The 15096-nt window shown below is 65.6% G+C and carries 14 protein-coding genes; 11 read left to right on the top strand and 3 right to left on the bottom strand.

Annotated elements, in window-relative coordinates:
* Positions 1 to 70: 70 nt before the first annotated feature.
* The gene (locus PV761_RS10800) at positions 71 to 904 is read right to left on the bottom strand and encodes an IclR family transcriptional regulator (RefSeq protein WP_347896590.1); all 834 of its coding nucleotides are present in this window, start codon (positions 902 to 904) and stop codon (positions 71 to 73) included.
* Positions 905 to 952: 48 nt separating this feature from the next.
* Here PV761_RS10800 and PV761_RS10805 point away from each other — a divergent pair, with 48 nt between their 5' ends.
* From PV761_RS10805 to PV761_RS10825, 5 genes are all read left to right on the top strand, one after another.
* The gene (locus PV761_RS10805) at positions 953 to 2299 is read left to right on the top strand and encodes an aromatic acid/H+ symport family MFS transporter (RefSeq protein WP_347896592.1); all 1347 of its coding nucleotides are present in this window, start codon (positions 953 to 955) and stop codon (positions 2297 to 2299) included.
* On the top strand, positions 2292 to 3557 hold the full coding sequence (locus tag PV761_RS10810; RefSeq protein WP_347896594.1) for an FAD-dependent oxidoreductase: 1266 nt from the start codon (positions 2292 to 2294) through the stop codon (positions 3555 to 3557). The genes PV761_RS10805 and PV761_RS10810 overlap by 8 nt, the downstream gene beginning before the upstream one ends.
* A gap of 168 nt (positions 3558 to 3725) precedes the next feature.
* Positions 3726 to 4220 (top strand): HAD domain-containing protein, encoded by a 495-nt coding sequence (locus PV761_RS10815; RefSeq protein ID WP_347896596.1) that lies wholly within the window; start codon positions 3726 to 3728, stop codon positions 4218 to 4220.
* Between the two features lie 170 nt (positions 4221 to 4390).
* The gene (locus tag PV761_RS10820) at positions 4391 to 5602 is read left to right on the top strand and encodes an inorganic phosphate transporter (RefSeq protein WP_043437366.1); all 1212 of its coding nucleotides are present in this window, start codon (positions 4391 to 4393) and stop codon (positions 5600 to 5602) included.
* Positions 5599 to 5820 carry a hypothetical protein gene (locus tag PV761_RS10825; protein ID WP_028269327.1) on the top strand — a complete coding sequence of 74 codons (222 nt, stop codon included), beginning with the start codon at positions 5599 to 5601 and terminating at the stop codon, positions 5818 to 5820. The genes PV761_RS10820 and PV761_RS10825 overlap by 4 nt, the downstream gene beginning before the upstream one ends.
* Before the next feature lie 266 nt (positions 5821 to 6086).
* Here the strand turns inward: PV761_RS10825 and PV761_RS10830 are convergent, their stop codons facing one another.
* On the bottom strand, positions 6087 to 6332 hold the full coding sequence (locus tag PV761_RS10830) for a hypothetical protein (RefSeq protein WP_347896599.1): 246 nt from the start codon (positions 6330 to 6332) through the stop codon (positions 6087 to 6089).
* Here PV761_RS10830 and PV761_RS10835 point away from each other — a divergent pair.
* Genes PV761_RS10835 through PV761_RS10845 form a run of 3 tightly spaced genes read left to right on the top strand, consistent with a single transcriptional unit; the run spans position 6325 to position 8505 of the window.
* Positions 6325 to 7083, top strand: a complete 759-nt coding sequence (locus PV761_RS10835; RefSeq protein WP_347896601.1) for a hypothetical protein — start codon at positions 6325 to 6327, stop codon at positions 7081 to 7083. The two genes, PV761_RS10830 and PV761_RS10835, sit on opposite strands and share 8 nt — an antisense overlap.
* On the top strand, positions 7080 to 7949 hold the full coding sequence (locus tag PV761_RS10840; protein ID WP_347896603.1) for a hypothetical protein: 870 nt from the start codon (positions 7080 to 7082) through the stop codon (positions 7947 to 7949). The genes PV761_RS10835 and PV761_RS10840 overlap by 4 nt, the downstream gene beginning before the upstream one ends.
* A 13-nt stretch (positions 7950 to 7962) precedes the next feature.
* Positions 7963 to 8505 (top strand): dihydrofolate reductase family protein, encoded by a 543-nt coding sequence (locus PV761_RS10845; protein WP_347896605.1) that lies wholly within the window; start codon positions 7963 to 7965, stop codon positions 8503 to 8505.
* 34 nt (positions 8506 to 8539) lie between these two features.
* On the opposite strand, the gene PV761_RS10850 is transcribed toward PV761_RS10845, so the two are convergent.
* Positions 8540 to 9004: a hotdog fold thioesterase gene (locus PV761_RS10850; RefSeq protein ID WP_028269322.1), complete on the bottom strand. Its 465-nt coding sequence runs from the start codon at positions 9002 to 9004 to the stop codon at positions 8540 to 8542.
* Between PV761_RS10850 and polA the strand changes: the two genes are divergently transcribed.
* From polA to rpsA, 3 genes are all read left to right on the top strand, one after another.
* Positions 9003 to 11870, top strand: coding sequence for a DNA polymerase I (gene polA / locus PV761_RS10855; protein ID WP_347896607.1), 2868 nt, complete (start codon positions 9003 to 9005; stop codon positions 11868 to 11870). The genes PV761_RS10850 and polA overlap by 2 nt on opposite strands.
* A 76-nt stretch (positions 11871 to 11946) precedes the next feature.
* Positions 11947 to 13236 carry a GNAT family N-acetyltransferase gene (locus tag PV761_RS10860; protein ID WP_028269320.1) on the top strand — a complete coding sequence of 430 codons (1290 nt, stop codon included), beginning with the start codon at positions 11947 to 11949 and terminating at the stop codon, positions 13234 to 13236.
* Between the two features lie 218 nt (positions 13237 to 13454).
* Positions 13455 to 14930, top strand: a complete 1476-nt coding sequence (gene rpsA / locus PV761_RS10865) for a 30S ribosomal protein S1 (protein ID WP_018773018.1) — start codon at positions 13455 to 13457, stop codon at positions 14928 to 14930.
* The last annotated feature ends 166 nt before the right edge of the window (positions 14931 to 15096 follow it).

The following is a 15096-nucleotide window of genomic DNA, read 5'->3' on the forward strand; positions in this document are numbered from 1 at the left end:
TTCGTTGGCGTGTCTCGACTCTACGGAGGGCTGCGCTGTGAGCTCCAACATATTCTGCTGGTCAGAATTACTAATCCGGGTCGGCCGGATTGGCCGCGATGTCTATCTCCAGCTGACGGCAGGTTTCCCGCATCGCGCGAACCAGCCCGGCGTCGAACACCCTGCGAAAACGAGTCGCCGGAGTGGCGACGCTGAGGGCGCCCACCACTTTTCCGTGACGGTTGTGCAGGGCAATCCCCAAAGCGCTCACGCCCTCCTCCGTGCCTTCGAAATTGGCGGCGAAGCCGTTGCTGCGGATGGACTCCAGCTCGCGCAGGAACCCCGGGTACTCGGCGTCCGGGATGGTATCGCCGCCGATCTCGGCGTTGTTGCTGCGGAAGAGCTGGTCGATCATGGCGGGTTCCAGTTCGGCGAGCATGGCCTTGCCCCCGGAGGTCTTGTTGGCGGGCATCACCGTCCCCTGCCGGTCACCAACCCGCAACACATTGTTTCCTTCCACGGTGGCCAGGAAACGCACTTTCGTGCCCACCCGCACCATGAGGTTGACCGTCTCGTTCAGCTGCGCGGACAGCAGTTCCATGTGCGGCTGGGCCAGCGAGCGGAGCAGCCGGGTCCAGCTCAACCCGGCGGGGCCGACGCCCATGGCCGGGCCCGGCACGTACCGGCGGGTTTCATCCTGCACTGCGAACCCGCGGTAGACCAGCATCGCCAGGAGGCGGTGGGCGGTGGACGGAGCAACGGCCAGTTCCTCGGCTGCGTCCTTGAGCCGCAGCGCTCCTCCATCGCGGAGCAGTTGCAGGAGCTGCAGCGCATTGTCCACTGCCTCGATGGAATACGTGGGCCGCTTCTGCACGGGTTTCCGGACTGACCTGGAGGCCGGTTTGGCTGCTGGCTCTTTCTGCACATCAGAATTGTATTGTGGTTCACCTCCAACGGCCATGACAGTAGTGGCATGAATCACACACCTTCCGCTGCAGTGCCGCAACGGTCCTCGCAGGGGGCTTCCGCCCCCACAACCGCTGATGGGCCTGCATCACGGTTCTCGAAAGCTTCGGCCGCCGCCGTCCTCGTCTGCTGGCTACTGGTGGTCTTCGATGGCTATGACCTCATCGTCTACGGGACTGTCCAGTCCTCACTGATCACCGAGACGGGCTGGGGCCTGAACAAGGCCACCGCCGGGACCATCGGGTCCATGGCATTCCTCGGCATGATGATCGGTGCGATCTTTGCCGGCCGGATGGCCGACTCGTGGGGCCGCCGCCGCACCATCCTGGGCTGCGCCGTCGTCTTCTCCATCTTCACCGTCCTCTGCGCCTTCGCTCCGAACGCCGCCGTTTTCGGCGCCCTGCGGCTCCTTGCCGGCATCGGGCTCGGCGGCCTGGTGCCGTCGGCGAACGCCCTGGTTGCCGAACTCGTTCCCACTAAATGGCGGTCCACCATCGCCACCTTGATGATGTCCGGTGTCCCGATCGGCGGATCAATCGCCGCGCTGGTCGGCATCCAGCTGATTCCGGCCTTCGGCTGGCAGTCGATGTTCCTCGCGGCAGTCCTGGCCCTGGTGATCGTGGTGCCGCTGGGACTGAAATACCTCCCGGAGACACTGACCCCGGTCAGTGCAGCAGAAAAGGCCGCACGGAAGAACGCAGGAAAGGGCTCCGCAGTCCGGGAACCGTCCGGTTTCTCTTCCCTGCTCCGGGCACCGTACCTGGGGGTCAGCCTGCTGTTCGCACTGGCGACGATCGCCACCCTGTTCGCCTGGTACGGACTCGGCACCTGGCTGCCCAACCTCATGCAGCTGGCCGGTTACAACCTGGGCTCCGCCCTGACTTTCGCCCTGGCCCTCAACCTGGGTGCGGTGGCCGGTTCGGTCATTACCGCCTGGGCCGGGACCCGGTTCGGTCCGATTCCGACGGCGATCGCTGCCGCCGCCGTCGCGGCGGGTGCGCTGGTGGTACTGGTTGCGGGACCGCCTGTCACCGTGGTCTACCTCATGCTGGTCCTGGCCGGCGTCGGCACCCACGGCACACAGTGCCTGATCATCGCCGCCGTGGCGAGCCACTATCCCGGACACCTGCGGGGCACCGCGCTGGGCTGGGCGCTCGGGACAGGCCGCATCGGCGCCGTCGTCGCACCCCAGGTGGGCGGCCTCCTGCTGGCCGCCGGAATGGGCGTCAATTCCAACTTCATCGCCTTCGCCGGCGCGGCCGCCATCGCAGCGGTACTGCTGGCCGCCGTCGGACTCAAACTCAAGTCAAAACTTTCCACCCCACCCTCACCTACAGGAGCTATCAATGTCTGAGCACGCCACGTCCACCGATGTCCTGTCCACTGACGTCCTGGTCATCGGAGGGGGAATGGCCGGACTGGCCGGAGCCCTCGCGCTGCGTGAAAACGGCGCCCACGTCACCCTCGTGGAACGTGCCCCCGAATTCGGCGAAGTGGGCGCGGGCCTGCAGATGGCCCCCAACGCTTCCCGTGTCCTCCGCCGCTGGGGCCTGCTGGAAAAGGCGCTGGAAATCGGTGTCCAGCCCAAGCACCTGGTGTTCCGCGACGCCGTGACCGGGGAGGAGCTGACCCGCCAGACGCTCGGCGCGGAGTTCGAGGAACGCTACGGCGCCCCGTACGTCGTCATCCACCGCAGCGACCTGCACCGCGTCCTCCTCGAAGGCTGTGAAGCCGCCGGCGTGACGCTGGTCAACGATGTCATGGTCGAGAGCGTCGAAACCGTCAACGGACGCGGCGTGGCGCACACGGCCGCCGGCGTGGACTTCGAGGCCGACGTCGTGATCGGCGCCGACGGGCTCAAATCCACCCTGCGTCCCCTCGTGGCCAACGACGAGCCGGTCCCCTCCGCCTACGTGGCCTACCGCGGCACTGTGCCGATCACCGAAAACACCCCCAGGACCGACCTCGAGGACGTCATCGTCTACCTTGGCCCGGACTGCCACCTCGTGCAGTACCCGCTGCGCAAGGGCGAGCTGCTGAACACCGTAGCCGTCTTCAAATCCGCTTCCTTCGAACGCGGCGAAGAGCAGTACGGCGGCGTCGACGAGCTGGAGGCAGCCTACAAGGACTGCGTTCCGGCGGTTCAGGACGCACTCAAGAACCTGGCCACCGGCATCCGCTGGCCCATGTACGACCGCGACCCGATCGAAAACTGGGTCGCCGGCCGGATGGTGCTGATGGGCGATGCTGCGCACCCGATGCTCCAGTACCTCGCCCAGGGCGCCTGCCAGGCGCTTGAGGACGCTGCTGTGCTGCAGGACGCCACCGTAGGCACCGTCTTCACGGCCGACGGCGTCAATCCGGCAGCCTGGGACGGTGCGATCCAGGAGTTCAACACCATCCGCGCCGGCCGCACCGCCCGGGTCCAGCGCACCGCCCGCCTCTGGGGCGAATCCTGGCACGTCTCGGGGCTGGCCAGGACGCTGCGCAACCTGCTCTTCAAGAGCCGGAAGGACAACGACTTCCAGTACAACGACTGGCTGTACGGCCAGTCCGGCGACGGAGTTCCCGCGGTCCGGGATGCGGCAGCGGCGGCGAAAGTCCCCGCCTAGTCTTATGCCCCGGCCCTAGCGCTGCACCCTGGGAAGTGCCGGACACGTGAGCGTGTCCGGCACTTTTCCGTTGGCACGGAAGCCGTTGCCCGCCCCGCCCGCCGTCGGTAACGTTTTTTGTGGAGCCCTCTTGGAGGACGTGGAGCTCCCGGAGGAAAGGACCCCGGCGTGAGGAATGTCTCCCTCTACCTGGACGTGGACGGCGTGATCTGCCCGTTCGGGGCGGCCGGCACCACGGACTGGGGGAGCCGGTGGCGAATTTCCGATGCCGGCCTGCTTGAAGTGGCATACGCCGGTGAGCTGGTGGAGTCCCTCAATGCCCTGTCCCGGACACCCGGCCTCCGATGCGTCTGGCTCACCAGCTGGGAGGAGATGGCACCGGACTATTTGTGCCCCGCGATCGGCCTTGCCGGGCAGGAATGGCCTGTACTGGCCAGCAATGGACTGGGCAGCGGCGAAGGCTGGTGGAAACTGCGGGCACTGCAGCGGGACATCGAGGCGGCTGCTCCGGACCGCGCCGTCTGGATCGACGACCAGCTCGATTACGAGGCCGAGGCCCAGGCATGGGCTTCCATCCTTGGCCGGCGGCTGCTGCTGGTTTCGCCGCAGCCCAGGCGCGGATTGTCCCGCGCTGAACTGGAGGCGGTGCGGGCATTCCTTTGACCGCCGGTTGTTTTGTCCTCACGGCGTTGACGCGTACGATCGATAGGGTTTCAAGCCCCTTCCGAACAACACCACCTGAACTTCCGGCAAACACCGGGGTAACGCTGCGTGCGGACGGGGCAAAGGGGAAGTGGAACTGCTGACCGTCGACTCTGCAGATTGGGCAACAGGTGGAAATCACCTTCATGGTGGCGCTGGTTATAGCGCTGGCACTTTTTTTCGACTTCACCAACGGGTTTCATGACACCGCAAACGCAATGGCCACGCCTATTGCCACCGGTGCCATCAAACCCAAAACGGCGGTTGCCCTCGCAGCGGTCCTGAACCTGGTCGGAGCCTTCCTTTCCACCGAAGTAGCCAAGACTGTTTCCGGCGGAATCATCAAGGAAGGGTCCGACGGTATCCAGATCACCCCGGACATCATCTTTGCCGGCTTGATGGGCGCCATCCTGTGGAACATGATCACGTGGCTTAAGGGACTCCCGTCGAGTTCGTCACACGCCCTCTTCGGCGGCCTCATTGGCGCGGCGATAGCCGGCATCGGCATTCATTCGGTGAACTTTGAATCCCTCATGCAAAAGGTCATCCTCCCCGCAATCTTCGCTCCCGTCATCGCCGGCGGCGTGGCGTACGTCTGCACCCGACTCGCGTACGCGCTGACGTCCCGGCACGACCCGGAGACCGGCAGCAAGCTCACCCAGAAGCGTGGTGGTTTCCGCACCGGCCAAATCTTCACCTCAAGCCTCGTAGCACTGGCGCATGGAACCAACGATGCGCAGAAGACCATGGGCATCATCACCCTGGTACTGATTGCCGCCGGAACGCAGCAGCCGGGCTCCGGTCCGCAGTTCTGGGTCATCGCAGCCTGTGCCTTCGCCATTGCCATCGGTACGTACGCCGGCGGCTGGCGGATCATCCGCACCATGGGATCCGGGCTTACCGACGTCAAACCCGCCCAGGGTTTCGCCGCCGAAGCCAGCACGGCCTCGGCGATCCTCGCTTCCTCGCACCTGGGCTTCGCCCTGTCCACCACCCAGGTGGCGTCCGGATCCGTCATCGGCTCGGGGCTGGGCCGCAAGGGCACCTCGGTGCGCTGGGGCACCGCCGGCCGGATCGCCGTCGGCTGGCTCTTCACGCTGCCCGCCGCCGGGATCGTCGGCGCCCTGACCGCCCTGCTGGTGAAAACCGGCATCGTCGGTGTCATCATTGCCGCCGTCGCCGGAACCGGCGCAGTGCTGTTCATGTTCGTGCAGTCCCGAAAGTCCCATGTTGGCCACCACAATGCCGTGGAGGTCGAGGAAGCAGGGCAGGCCGTCCGCTTCCGCAAGAAGAAGGCACTGGCCGCCAGTCGCGCCCACAAGCTGAACGGTGGAGACAAATGAAATGGTTGGAACTGGTCCAGGTAGCGGGCGCCACGCTCCTGGCGGCCGTGACGGTGGTGGTCCTTTACTCCGTCGGAGTCCGGTTCACCGCGATCGCGGGTGACCCCGAGCAGGCCGCGCCGCGGTGGATGAAGTCGCTGGCGTACGTCTGCTTCGGACTGTGCGGGCTCGCGGTGCTGTTCGGCCTGTACCTGATCATCCCGTACTTCAGCAAGTAGCCCCGGCCCGGCCCCGCGGCTGGAACGCAAGGTGCTGCTCTGGCGGATATCGCCCATCGGGGGAATAGTTAACACTGTTTCAGCGTGTTTGGTCCGGCCCCGCAGCCGGCCGATGCCGGGAGTCATCCCGAAGGGTTCTATCCGGGCCGGTTCCCCCGCCGGGAACCGCGAGCAGGTGGGTCTGTCATGCACAGTCAAACCGTGGCAGCGGCCGGGCTGACAGCCGGTCAAGCCGGCCGGCTCCGAGGCCGACGACCACGCCGGCTTCAGGTCAGGCTGCCGGGAACAATGGCGGCCCTGGGCCTGCTCTTCCTTACCAGCGGATGTGTCATCCCGCCTTCCCCGCCTCCTGGGCCTGGAACAACAACGACGACGGCGCCGGCATCCGCTGCCGCGTCCGGCACCACATCGACGGCCTCCAGCAACGCCCCGCCGACGGTTGCCCCGTTGCCCGGGCCCGGCGACGGGCCTCCGCCCGCTCCGGGCGCCGTCGTGATCCGGTGGGTGCCCATCGGACCGGCCGCGCCCTCCGACCCGCCGGAGGGGACTCTGTACGAACTCCTGCGGAACCGCGACTGCGCCGGCCTGCGCGAGTCGACCCTCAACACGGCATTTCCTGAAGTGTGGACAGCTGCGGAGGCCACCTGCCAGGCGCTGGCCACTGATCTGCCCGGGGACTGGGACCGGGCCAGGTCTGCGCTCTCCGGCGTGGCGGGCCTGCCGCCCGAAAGGTGCTGGGAAATCAAGATCACGGAATCCCTACGCCAGGCCGTGGACCTCCGGGCCGCCCACCCGGGAGTCCGGCTTCAAGTGGATTCAGCAGGAGTGGGCGATGACTGCCCCCGGCACCTGACAGGATTGACTGTCCTTGACGGGCCATTCGCCGGCCAGCCCGTCCCCGCCGTTTCCGCCGCCGGCGGCACCCAGGTGCGGCTGGAAGGGTTCTTCGTGAACGTGGACAGAATCCTGGTGGACGGCACTCCGATCGACAACGGCGGCCAGCAGTTCGGCCCGCAGTTCGGTCCGTTCGTTTTTTCCGCCCCTCCGGCCACAGGAACGTCCGCTGTCCGGATCACCGTGGAGGCCACTCCACCGGTTTCCGGCGCGGCAGTGCTGGTGTATTCCGACCAGTCTCCGCCCGGTCCCGGCCCCACCCCGACTGCACCGCCCACGTCAGGCCCCGCCACGACCCCGCCGGCGTCCGCGCCGCAGTCCGCGCCGCAGTCCGGGTCGACAACACGGCTGACGGAACCGCAGCCATGAGCGGCGACCCGGAGGCGGACCCCCGCTGGAAGCGCGCCGTCGACATGCTGGCGGTCATCGGCCCGCCACTAACCATTGCCACCGCCCTGCTGGTCTACTTCGGCTGGGCACGGACTGATGCCCAGGCGAAGGCGATGGGACTGGACGTCAGCCTCTTCGGCTACACGGTGCAGGATTTCGTGCTCCGCAGCATCCCGTCGTTGTTCATTCCGCTGGTCTGGCTGCTGCTTGTCGCTGCTGCGTGGTTATCCCTGGACCGGTTCCTAGCCGGACACCTCGCCGCCGGCAGGGTGGCGGGGATCCGGCGGCTCGCGGCGGTGATTCTTTTTGCCGGCCTGGCCTGTGCAGCTGCCATGTGGCTGGTGGTGATCGTCCAGCCGGAACGCACCGTGCTGTTCGTGCCCTACATCATGGCCGGCGGCGTGCTGCTCGCGGCCTGGGGCCTGAGTCTTTGGCGGCGGGCGGCGGAAGCGTCCGGACGCAGCCTGGCCGCACTGTCGCGGGGGTCCGAGAAGACGCTGGTGTTCTGCCTCGTGACCCTGCTGCTGTTCTGGGGCACCTCCGATTTTGCCCAGGCGCTGGGACGGGGACTGGCGGTGAGCTATGAGGAACGGTCCGCGCTCCTGCCCACCGCCGTGGTGTACAGCAAGGACCGGCTGGGGATTAGCGCGCCCAACGTCCGCGAACAGTCCAGCGGAACAGCGGAACATCCCGTGTACCAGTACAGCGGCCTGCGGCTGTTGGTGGTCAGCGGTGGACGCATATTCCTGCTCAACGAAGGCTGGACGCTCCGCAGCGGCAAAGTGGTGGTGCTCCGCGATGATCCCGGCATGCGCGTGGAGTATGGGAACCCCGAGTCCAAATGACTAGGCTGGGCCCATGTCCAGTCTCCAATATTTTGTGGCCTCGTCACTCGACGGATTCATTGCCACGTCCGACGACGACCTGGCATGGCTCCTCCAGTTCGACGGGTTCGAGGGCGGCCGGGAAAGCTACGAAACGTTCATGGCCGACGTCGGCTGCATCGTGATGGGCGGCGAAACGTATGCCTGGCTCATGGAGCACGAGCCCGGCAACTGGCCCTACCCTGACACCCCGAGCTGGGTTTTCACGCACCACGAACATTCCGCGCCGCGGGGAGCGGACATCACGTTTATCCGCGGCGACGTCCGCGAGTTCATGGACGACTTCGCGGCGGAGGCGGCCGGCAAGAACATCTGGCTGGTGGGAGGGGGAGAGCTCGCGGCCCAATTCGCCGACGCCGGCCTGCTGGACGAAATCATCGTTTCCATCATCCCGGTGGTGCTGGGTTCGGGTAAGCCTGTGCTGCCGATCAAGACCGGCCCCACCCGGCCGTTGGAGCTGGTGGCGTCCAAGACCATGGGCAGGGGAATCGTGGAACTGCGGTACCGGCTCGGCTGAAACCTGCCCGGCTGACGGGCCCGGTTAAGGGAAGTCAGGGGGCGATGTCCCGGATCAGGTTGGTGATGCGGGCAGTGGAAAGCCGGCGGCCCTGCTCGTCCGTCATCACGACCTCGTGGGTGGTGAGCGTACGGCCCAGATGGATGGCCGTGCAGGTTCCTGTCACCGTGCCCGCGGCAATGGCCCGGTGATGGGTCGCTCCCACCTCGATCCCCATAGCCTGCCGTCCCGGACCGGCATGCATCCCGGCAGCGAACGAGCCAAGGGTCTCGGCCAGCACCACGTGGGCGCCCCCGTGCAGGATCCCGGCCACCTGGGTGTTGCCTTCAACCGGCATGGTGGCCACTGTGCGTTCGGGGCTCATTTCGAGGAAATGAATCCCCATCTTCACCACCAGCGCCCCGACGCCGTATTCGCCGAGCCACTCATGCATTTCTTCGGGGACGCCGGCGGCTGCCAGTTCGTCGGCGAACTGTCCGGGCGTGAAATTGTCCATCATGGGAACTAGGCTGGCACCTGTGAGTGAAACTACCAAACCGGCCCCTGCCCCTCTTGCTGCAGGCACTGCAGCAGACGTCCTACCCTCAACTGAGTCCGCCTCAGTGGCTGCGGCCAAGCCCGCCCGCAAAACCACACGTACCGCGGAGCCGGTTTCCGCCACCGTGGCCCCCGTGATTCCCATCACCGACCAGCCCCGCCTCCTGGTGCTGGACGGGCACTCCATGGCGTTCAGGGCGTTCTTCGCCCTGCCTGCGGACAAGTTCTCCACCGCTGCAGGGCAGCACACCAACGCGATCCACGGTTTCACCTCCATGCTGATCAACCTGATCAAGGAGCAGCAGCCCACCCACGTCGCCGTGGCGTTCGACGTCTCCGATGAGACCACCCACCGTAAGGCCGAGTACAGCGAGTACAAGGGCGGCCGCAACGAGACGCCCCGCGAGATGAGCGGCCAGATCGACCTCATCGACAAGGTCATGGGCGCGTGGGGTATCAAGACCATCAAGATGCCCGGCTACGAAGCGGACGACATCCTGGCAACCCTCGCCGCCATGGGCGAAAAGGCAGGCTACGAAGTGCTGCTGGTCACGGGCGACCGCGATGCCTTCCAGCTGATTACGGACAACGTGTTCGTGCTGTACCCCAGGAAGGGCGTGAGCGACATTCCCCGGATGGATGCCCCTGCCATCCAGGAAAAGTACTTCGTCACCCCGGCCGAATACTCCGACCTCGCCGCCCTGGTAGGGGAGTCGGCGGACAACCTCCCGGGGGTGCCCGGCGTCGGCCCCAAGACGGCCGCCAAGTGGATCAACCTCTACGGCGGGCTGGAAGGCGTGCTGGAACACCTCGACTCGATCGGCGGCAAGGTTGGCGACGCCCTGCGCGAGAACGTGGAGTCCGTCAAGCGCAACCGCCGGCTGAACAGGCTCCACACCGACCTGGAGCTTCCCGTGACCCTGGACGACCTGGCCGAGCCGCGGCCGGACCAGGCCGCCCTGGAGCAGTTGTTCGACGAGCTGGAGTTCAAGACCATCCGCACCCGCCTCTTTGCCCTCTACGGGAGCGACGACGTGGACCTCGCCGAACGGGAAAGCCTGGACATCCCGGAGTACGCCACGCCGGCCGGAGCAGCCGAGCTGACCGCGTTCCTGGCGGCAGGCGCCGGGCACCGGTCCGCCCTCGCCGTCGACCTCGTTCCGGGACGGATCGGGGAGGACGCCGCCGCGCTGGCAATCGTCCGGGACGGAGCAGCCGCCTACATCGATCTGTCCACCCAGGACGCCGAGGCCGAAAACGTCCTGGCGGCGTGGCTGCGCGACCCGGAAGCGCCCAAGGTGATGCACGGTTTCAAGGCCGCCCTGAAGGCCCTGACGGCCCGCGGCCTGGAACTTGAAGGGGTCGTGGACGACACCTCGATTTCCGGCTACCTCATCCAGCCCGACCGCCGCACCTACGAGCTCGCGGAGCTGGCGCAGCACCACCTCAACATCGAAATCTCTCCCGCCGTTGCGAAGGCCGGACAGCTGGAGCTTTCGTTCGACGGCGATGACTCGGCCGCAGCCGGCGAACTCGTCCACGCCGCCGCCGTCGTCCAGACGCTCAGCCGCTACTTTGAAGCGGAGCTGAAGGAGCGCAAGGCGGAGGAACTGCTCTCCACCCTTGAGCTGCCGGTCAGCAGGGTGCTGGCCGACATGGAGCTCGCCGGCATCGCGATCGACATGCAGCGAATGGATGAACAGCTGGCTGACCTGGCCAAGGTGATCGACAACGCCCAGGAGCTTGCCTTCGCTGCCATCGGCCACGAGGTCAACCTGGGATCGCCCAAACAGCTGCAGACCGTGCTCTTCGAGGAGCTGCAGCTGCCGAAGACGAAGAAGATCAAGTCCGGCTACACCACCGACGCCGCCTCGCTGAAGAACCTGCTGGAAAAGACCGGGCACGAATTCCTGGTGCAGCTGATGGCGCACCGCGAGTCCTCGAAGCTACGCCAGATGCTGGAGTCGCTCAAGAAGTCCGTGACCGAGGACGGCCGGATCCACACCACATACGCGCAGAACGTCGCCGCCACCGGCCGGATCTCGTCCAACAATCCCAACCTGCAGAACATCCCCATCCGCAGCGAGGAGGGCCGCCGGGTCCGTGGCATCTTCGTGGTCAGCGACGGCTATGAATGCCTCCTGTCCGCGGACTATTCGCAGATCGAAATGCGGATCATGGCGCACCTCTCGGGCGATGAAGGCCTGATCCAGGCGTACCGGGACGGCGAGGACCTGCACCGGTTCGTCGGATCGAACATCTTCCACGTCCCCACCGACCAGGTCACCAGCGCGATGCGTTCCAAGGTCAAGGCAATGTCCTACGGCCTTGCCTACGGCCTGACGTCGTTCGGGCTCTCCAAGCAGCTGGAGATTTCCGTTGACGAGGCACGCACCCTGATGAAGGAATACTTCGACCGCTTCGGGGCCGTCCGCGACTACCTGCGCGGCGTGGTGGACCAGGCCAGGATCGACGGTTACACCGCCACCATCGAGGGCCGCCGGCGGTACCTGCCGGACCTCACCAGCACGGACCGGCAGCTGCGCGAAAATGCGGAACGCATCGCGCTGAACTCACCGATCCAGGGCTCGGCGGCAGACATCATCAAACGGGCCATGCTGGGCGTTCACGCGGAGCTGAAGGCCCAGGGCCTGAAATCGCGCATGCTGCTCCAGGTCCATGACGAACTGGTGCTCGAAGTTGCCCCCGGCGAACGGGAAACGGTGGAGAAGCTGGTCACCGAACAGATGGGCTCCGCCGCGGACCTCAGCGTGCCGCTGGACGTCCAGATCGGCGTCGGCCCGAGCTGGTACGACGCCGGGCACTAACAGTTTCATGACGCGCAGGACGCCGCCAACCCGGCGTCCTGCGCGGTGATTCATTCCGTTCAAGGGGGAGCAGCACGTGGCAGACAAGTACGAGATCCGTCGTTTCAGGGCAGCCGAGAAAGGTGTGCCCGGATATGAGCAGGGAACCGAGTGGATCCAGGCCGTGGGCTTCGGATTCCACGACACCCGCCGGAACGACGACTACGTGGACAAGATCATGGCCATGTACCGCACGGACGGACGTGAGCTGACCGGCGTCTACCAGACGGGTGCAGTGGCCCAGCATGCCTTGGATGCCAGTATCCCGGTGGCAACATTCGGCACACTCCGGCGCGACCTCAATGTGGGCTACGGCCGCCAGCTCCTCACGCACATGGTGACTGCGGTGACCGTGCGCGGAACCCACCGGCGCCAGGGCCTCCTGCGCCGCATGATGACCGAAGACCTTACCGCGGCGAAGGCGGACGGCCTGGCGATTGCGGCGTTGACCGCTTCCGAGGGCTCCATCTACGGCAGGTTCGGCTACGGCGTGGCTACGTTTGAGCGCAGCATCAAGGTGGATACCGGTCCACGGTTCGACCTCCGCCACCAGCCTTCCGGCACAGTGGAGATCGCCGACCGGAAGGTGCTCCTCGAACTGGCCCCTGAAGTGTTCGACCGCGTGCACCGCCACACTCCCGGTTCCATCGTCCGGCAGGATGCCTACCGGCAGAACGTCTCGGGAACCGTGGGCCGCGACGGCAAGGAAGACGAGGCCATCAAGTGCGCGTTGCATTACAACGCTGCCGGGGCAGTGGATGGCTACGTTTCCTATAAATTCGCCGGCTGGGACACCAAGCCCTACACGGTGGAAGTCGTGGACCTTGTGGCAGCAACGGATGATGCCTACCTGGAGCTCTGGCAGTTCCTGGGCAGCATCGACCTCATCCAGCGTGTCAGCTGGGCCGACGCGCCGGTGGACGATCCCCTGGTGTGGGCGCTTGGGGACCCGCGCTGCGTCGAAGCCTCCGACCACCGGGACATGCTCTGGCTCCGGATCCTGGACAGCGTTCAGGCGCTCGGTGCCCGCCGATACTCCTCAGACGGGCGGCTGGTCCTCGCCGTTGAGGACGCCCTGGGATTCGCCGGCGGAACCTTCATCCTGGACGTCAGCGCCGGTGAGGCCAGTGTTTCGGCAGCACCGGCCGGGGTGCAACCCGACCTGTCGCTGGACGTGGCCGATCTCGCCTCCATTTACCTTGGCGCCGTGTGCCCGGTGACATTGAAGGCGGCGGGACGGATTCAGGAACACGCGTCCGGTGCCGCACTCCGGGCACGGCTCATGTTCGCCGTCGAACGCGCACCGCACTGCCTGACGCATTTCTAAAGCGGTTTCAGGCCGTCATTCCAGCCCCTGCCGCTTTGACCGGCGTTGGAGGGTACGACTAGAATAAACGGGCGTGTACTACGTGCGCGTATCTAGAATCCACAAATCAGGATGAACCTGGCAGAACCATGCGTTCTGCCATCATCCGCGCACTCGTCAATACGGGTGGGCGGCGGTCCGCCTGACCGACTAACTATCCACAACGGAGCCCCTACTACATGACCATCACCTCCACCGAGAAGCCCGGTACCCCCGTAGTCGCGATTAACGACATCGGTACCGCTGAGGACTTCCTCGCAGCAGTCGACGCCACCATCAAGTACTTCAACGACGGAGATCTCGTCGAAGGTACCGTCGTCAAGGTCGACCGCGACGAAGTTCTGCTCGACATCGGTTACAAGACCGAAGGTGTCATCCCCTCCCGCGAGCTGTCCATCAAGCACGACGTTGATCCCGGAGACGTCGTCTCCGTTGGCGATCAGGTCGAAGCCCTGGTGCTCACCAAGGAAGACAAAGAAGGCCGCCTGATCCTCTCCAAGAAGCGTGCTCAGTACGAGCGCGCCTGGGGCGACATCGAGAAGGTCAAGGAAGAAGACGGTGTCGTCACCGGTACCGTCATCGAGGTTGTCAAGGGTGGTCTTATCCTCGACATCGGTCTGCGCGGCTTCCTGCCCGCATCCCTCGTCGAGATGCGCCGTGTGCGCGACCTTGCTCCGTACATCGGTCAGCAGATCGAAGCCAAGATCATCGAGCTGGACAAGAACCGCAACAACGTTGTGCTGTCCCGCCGTGCATGGCTCGAGCAGACCCAGTCCGAGGTCCGCTCCACGTTCCTCAACAAGCTGGAAAAGGGCCAGGTCCGTCCCGGCGTCGTTTCCTCCATCGTCAACTTCGGTGCCTTCGTGGACCTGGGCGGCGTAGACGGCCTGGTTCACGTTTCCGAGCTGTCCTGGAAGCACATCGACCACCCGTCCGAGGTTGTCGAAGTTGGCCAGGAAGTCACCGTCGAGGTTCTCGAAGTCGACCTGGACCGCGAGCGTGTTTCCCTGTCGCTCAAGGCTACGCAGGAAGATCCGTGGCAGACCTTCGCCCGCACCCACGCCCTCGGCCAGGTTGTTCCGGGTAAGGTCACCAAGCTGGTTCCGTTCGGTGCGTTCGTTCGCGTCGAAGACGGCATCGAAGGCCTCGTTCACATCTCCGAGCTGGCAGTCCGCCACGTGGAGCTGGCTGAGCAGGTTGTCTCCGTTGGCGACGAGCTGTTCGTCAAGGTCATCGACATCGACCTCGAGCGCCGCCGCATCTCCCTCTCCCTCAAGCAGGCTAACGAGGGCGTTGACGCCGACAGCACCGAATTCGATCCGGCTCTCTACGGCATGGCCGCTGAGTACGACGAAGAGGGCAACTACAAGTACCCGGAGGGCTTCGACCCGGAGTCCAACGAGTGGCTTGAAGGCTACGAGAACCAGCGCGCAGCCTGGGAGCAGCAGTACGCTGACGCCCAGACCCGCTGGGAAGCACACAAGAAGCAGGTTGCCCAGCACGCTGCCGACGACGCTGCAGCCGCAACGTCCGGCGAGAGCGATTCCGGCACGACCAGCTACTCCTCCGAGCCTGCTGCAGCCGAGACCGGTGCAGGCACGCTTGCTTCGGACGAGGCTCTTGCAGCACTGCGCGAGAAGCTGACCGGCAACTAATTTCCCGGTTCGCCCCGGAGGTAATTCCGGTGGCACCAGGCAGTTAGCACGCTGAAGGTGGCCGTCCCCGAAAGGGGGCGGCCACCTTTTCGTTGTACGCCCAGCATGGGCATTTGCTTGGAGGTGTGAGTCCTCTGAAGGAGAAGGTGGTTTAACTTCTAGCCAA

It is taken from the genome of Arthrobacter sp. CC3 (genome assembly GCF_039907775.1).
Lineage (GTDB): Bacteria > Actinomycetota > Actinomycetes > Actinomycetales > Micrococcaceae > Arthrobacter.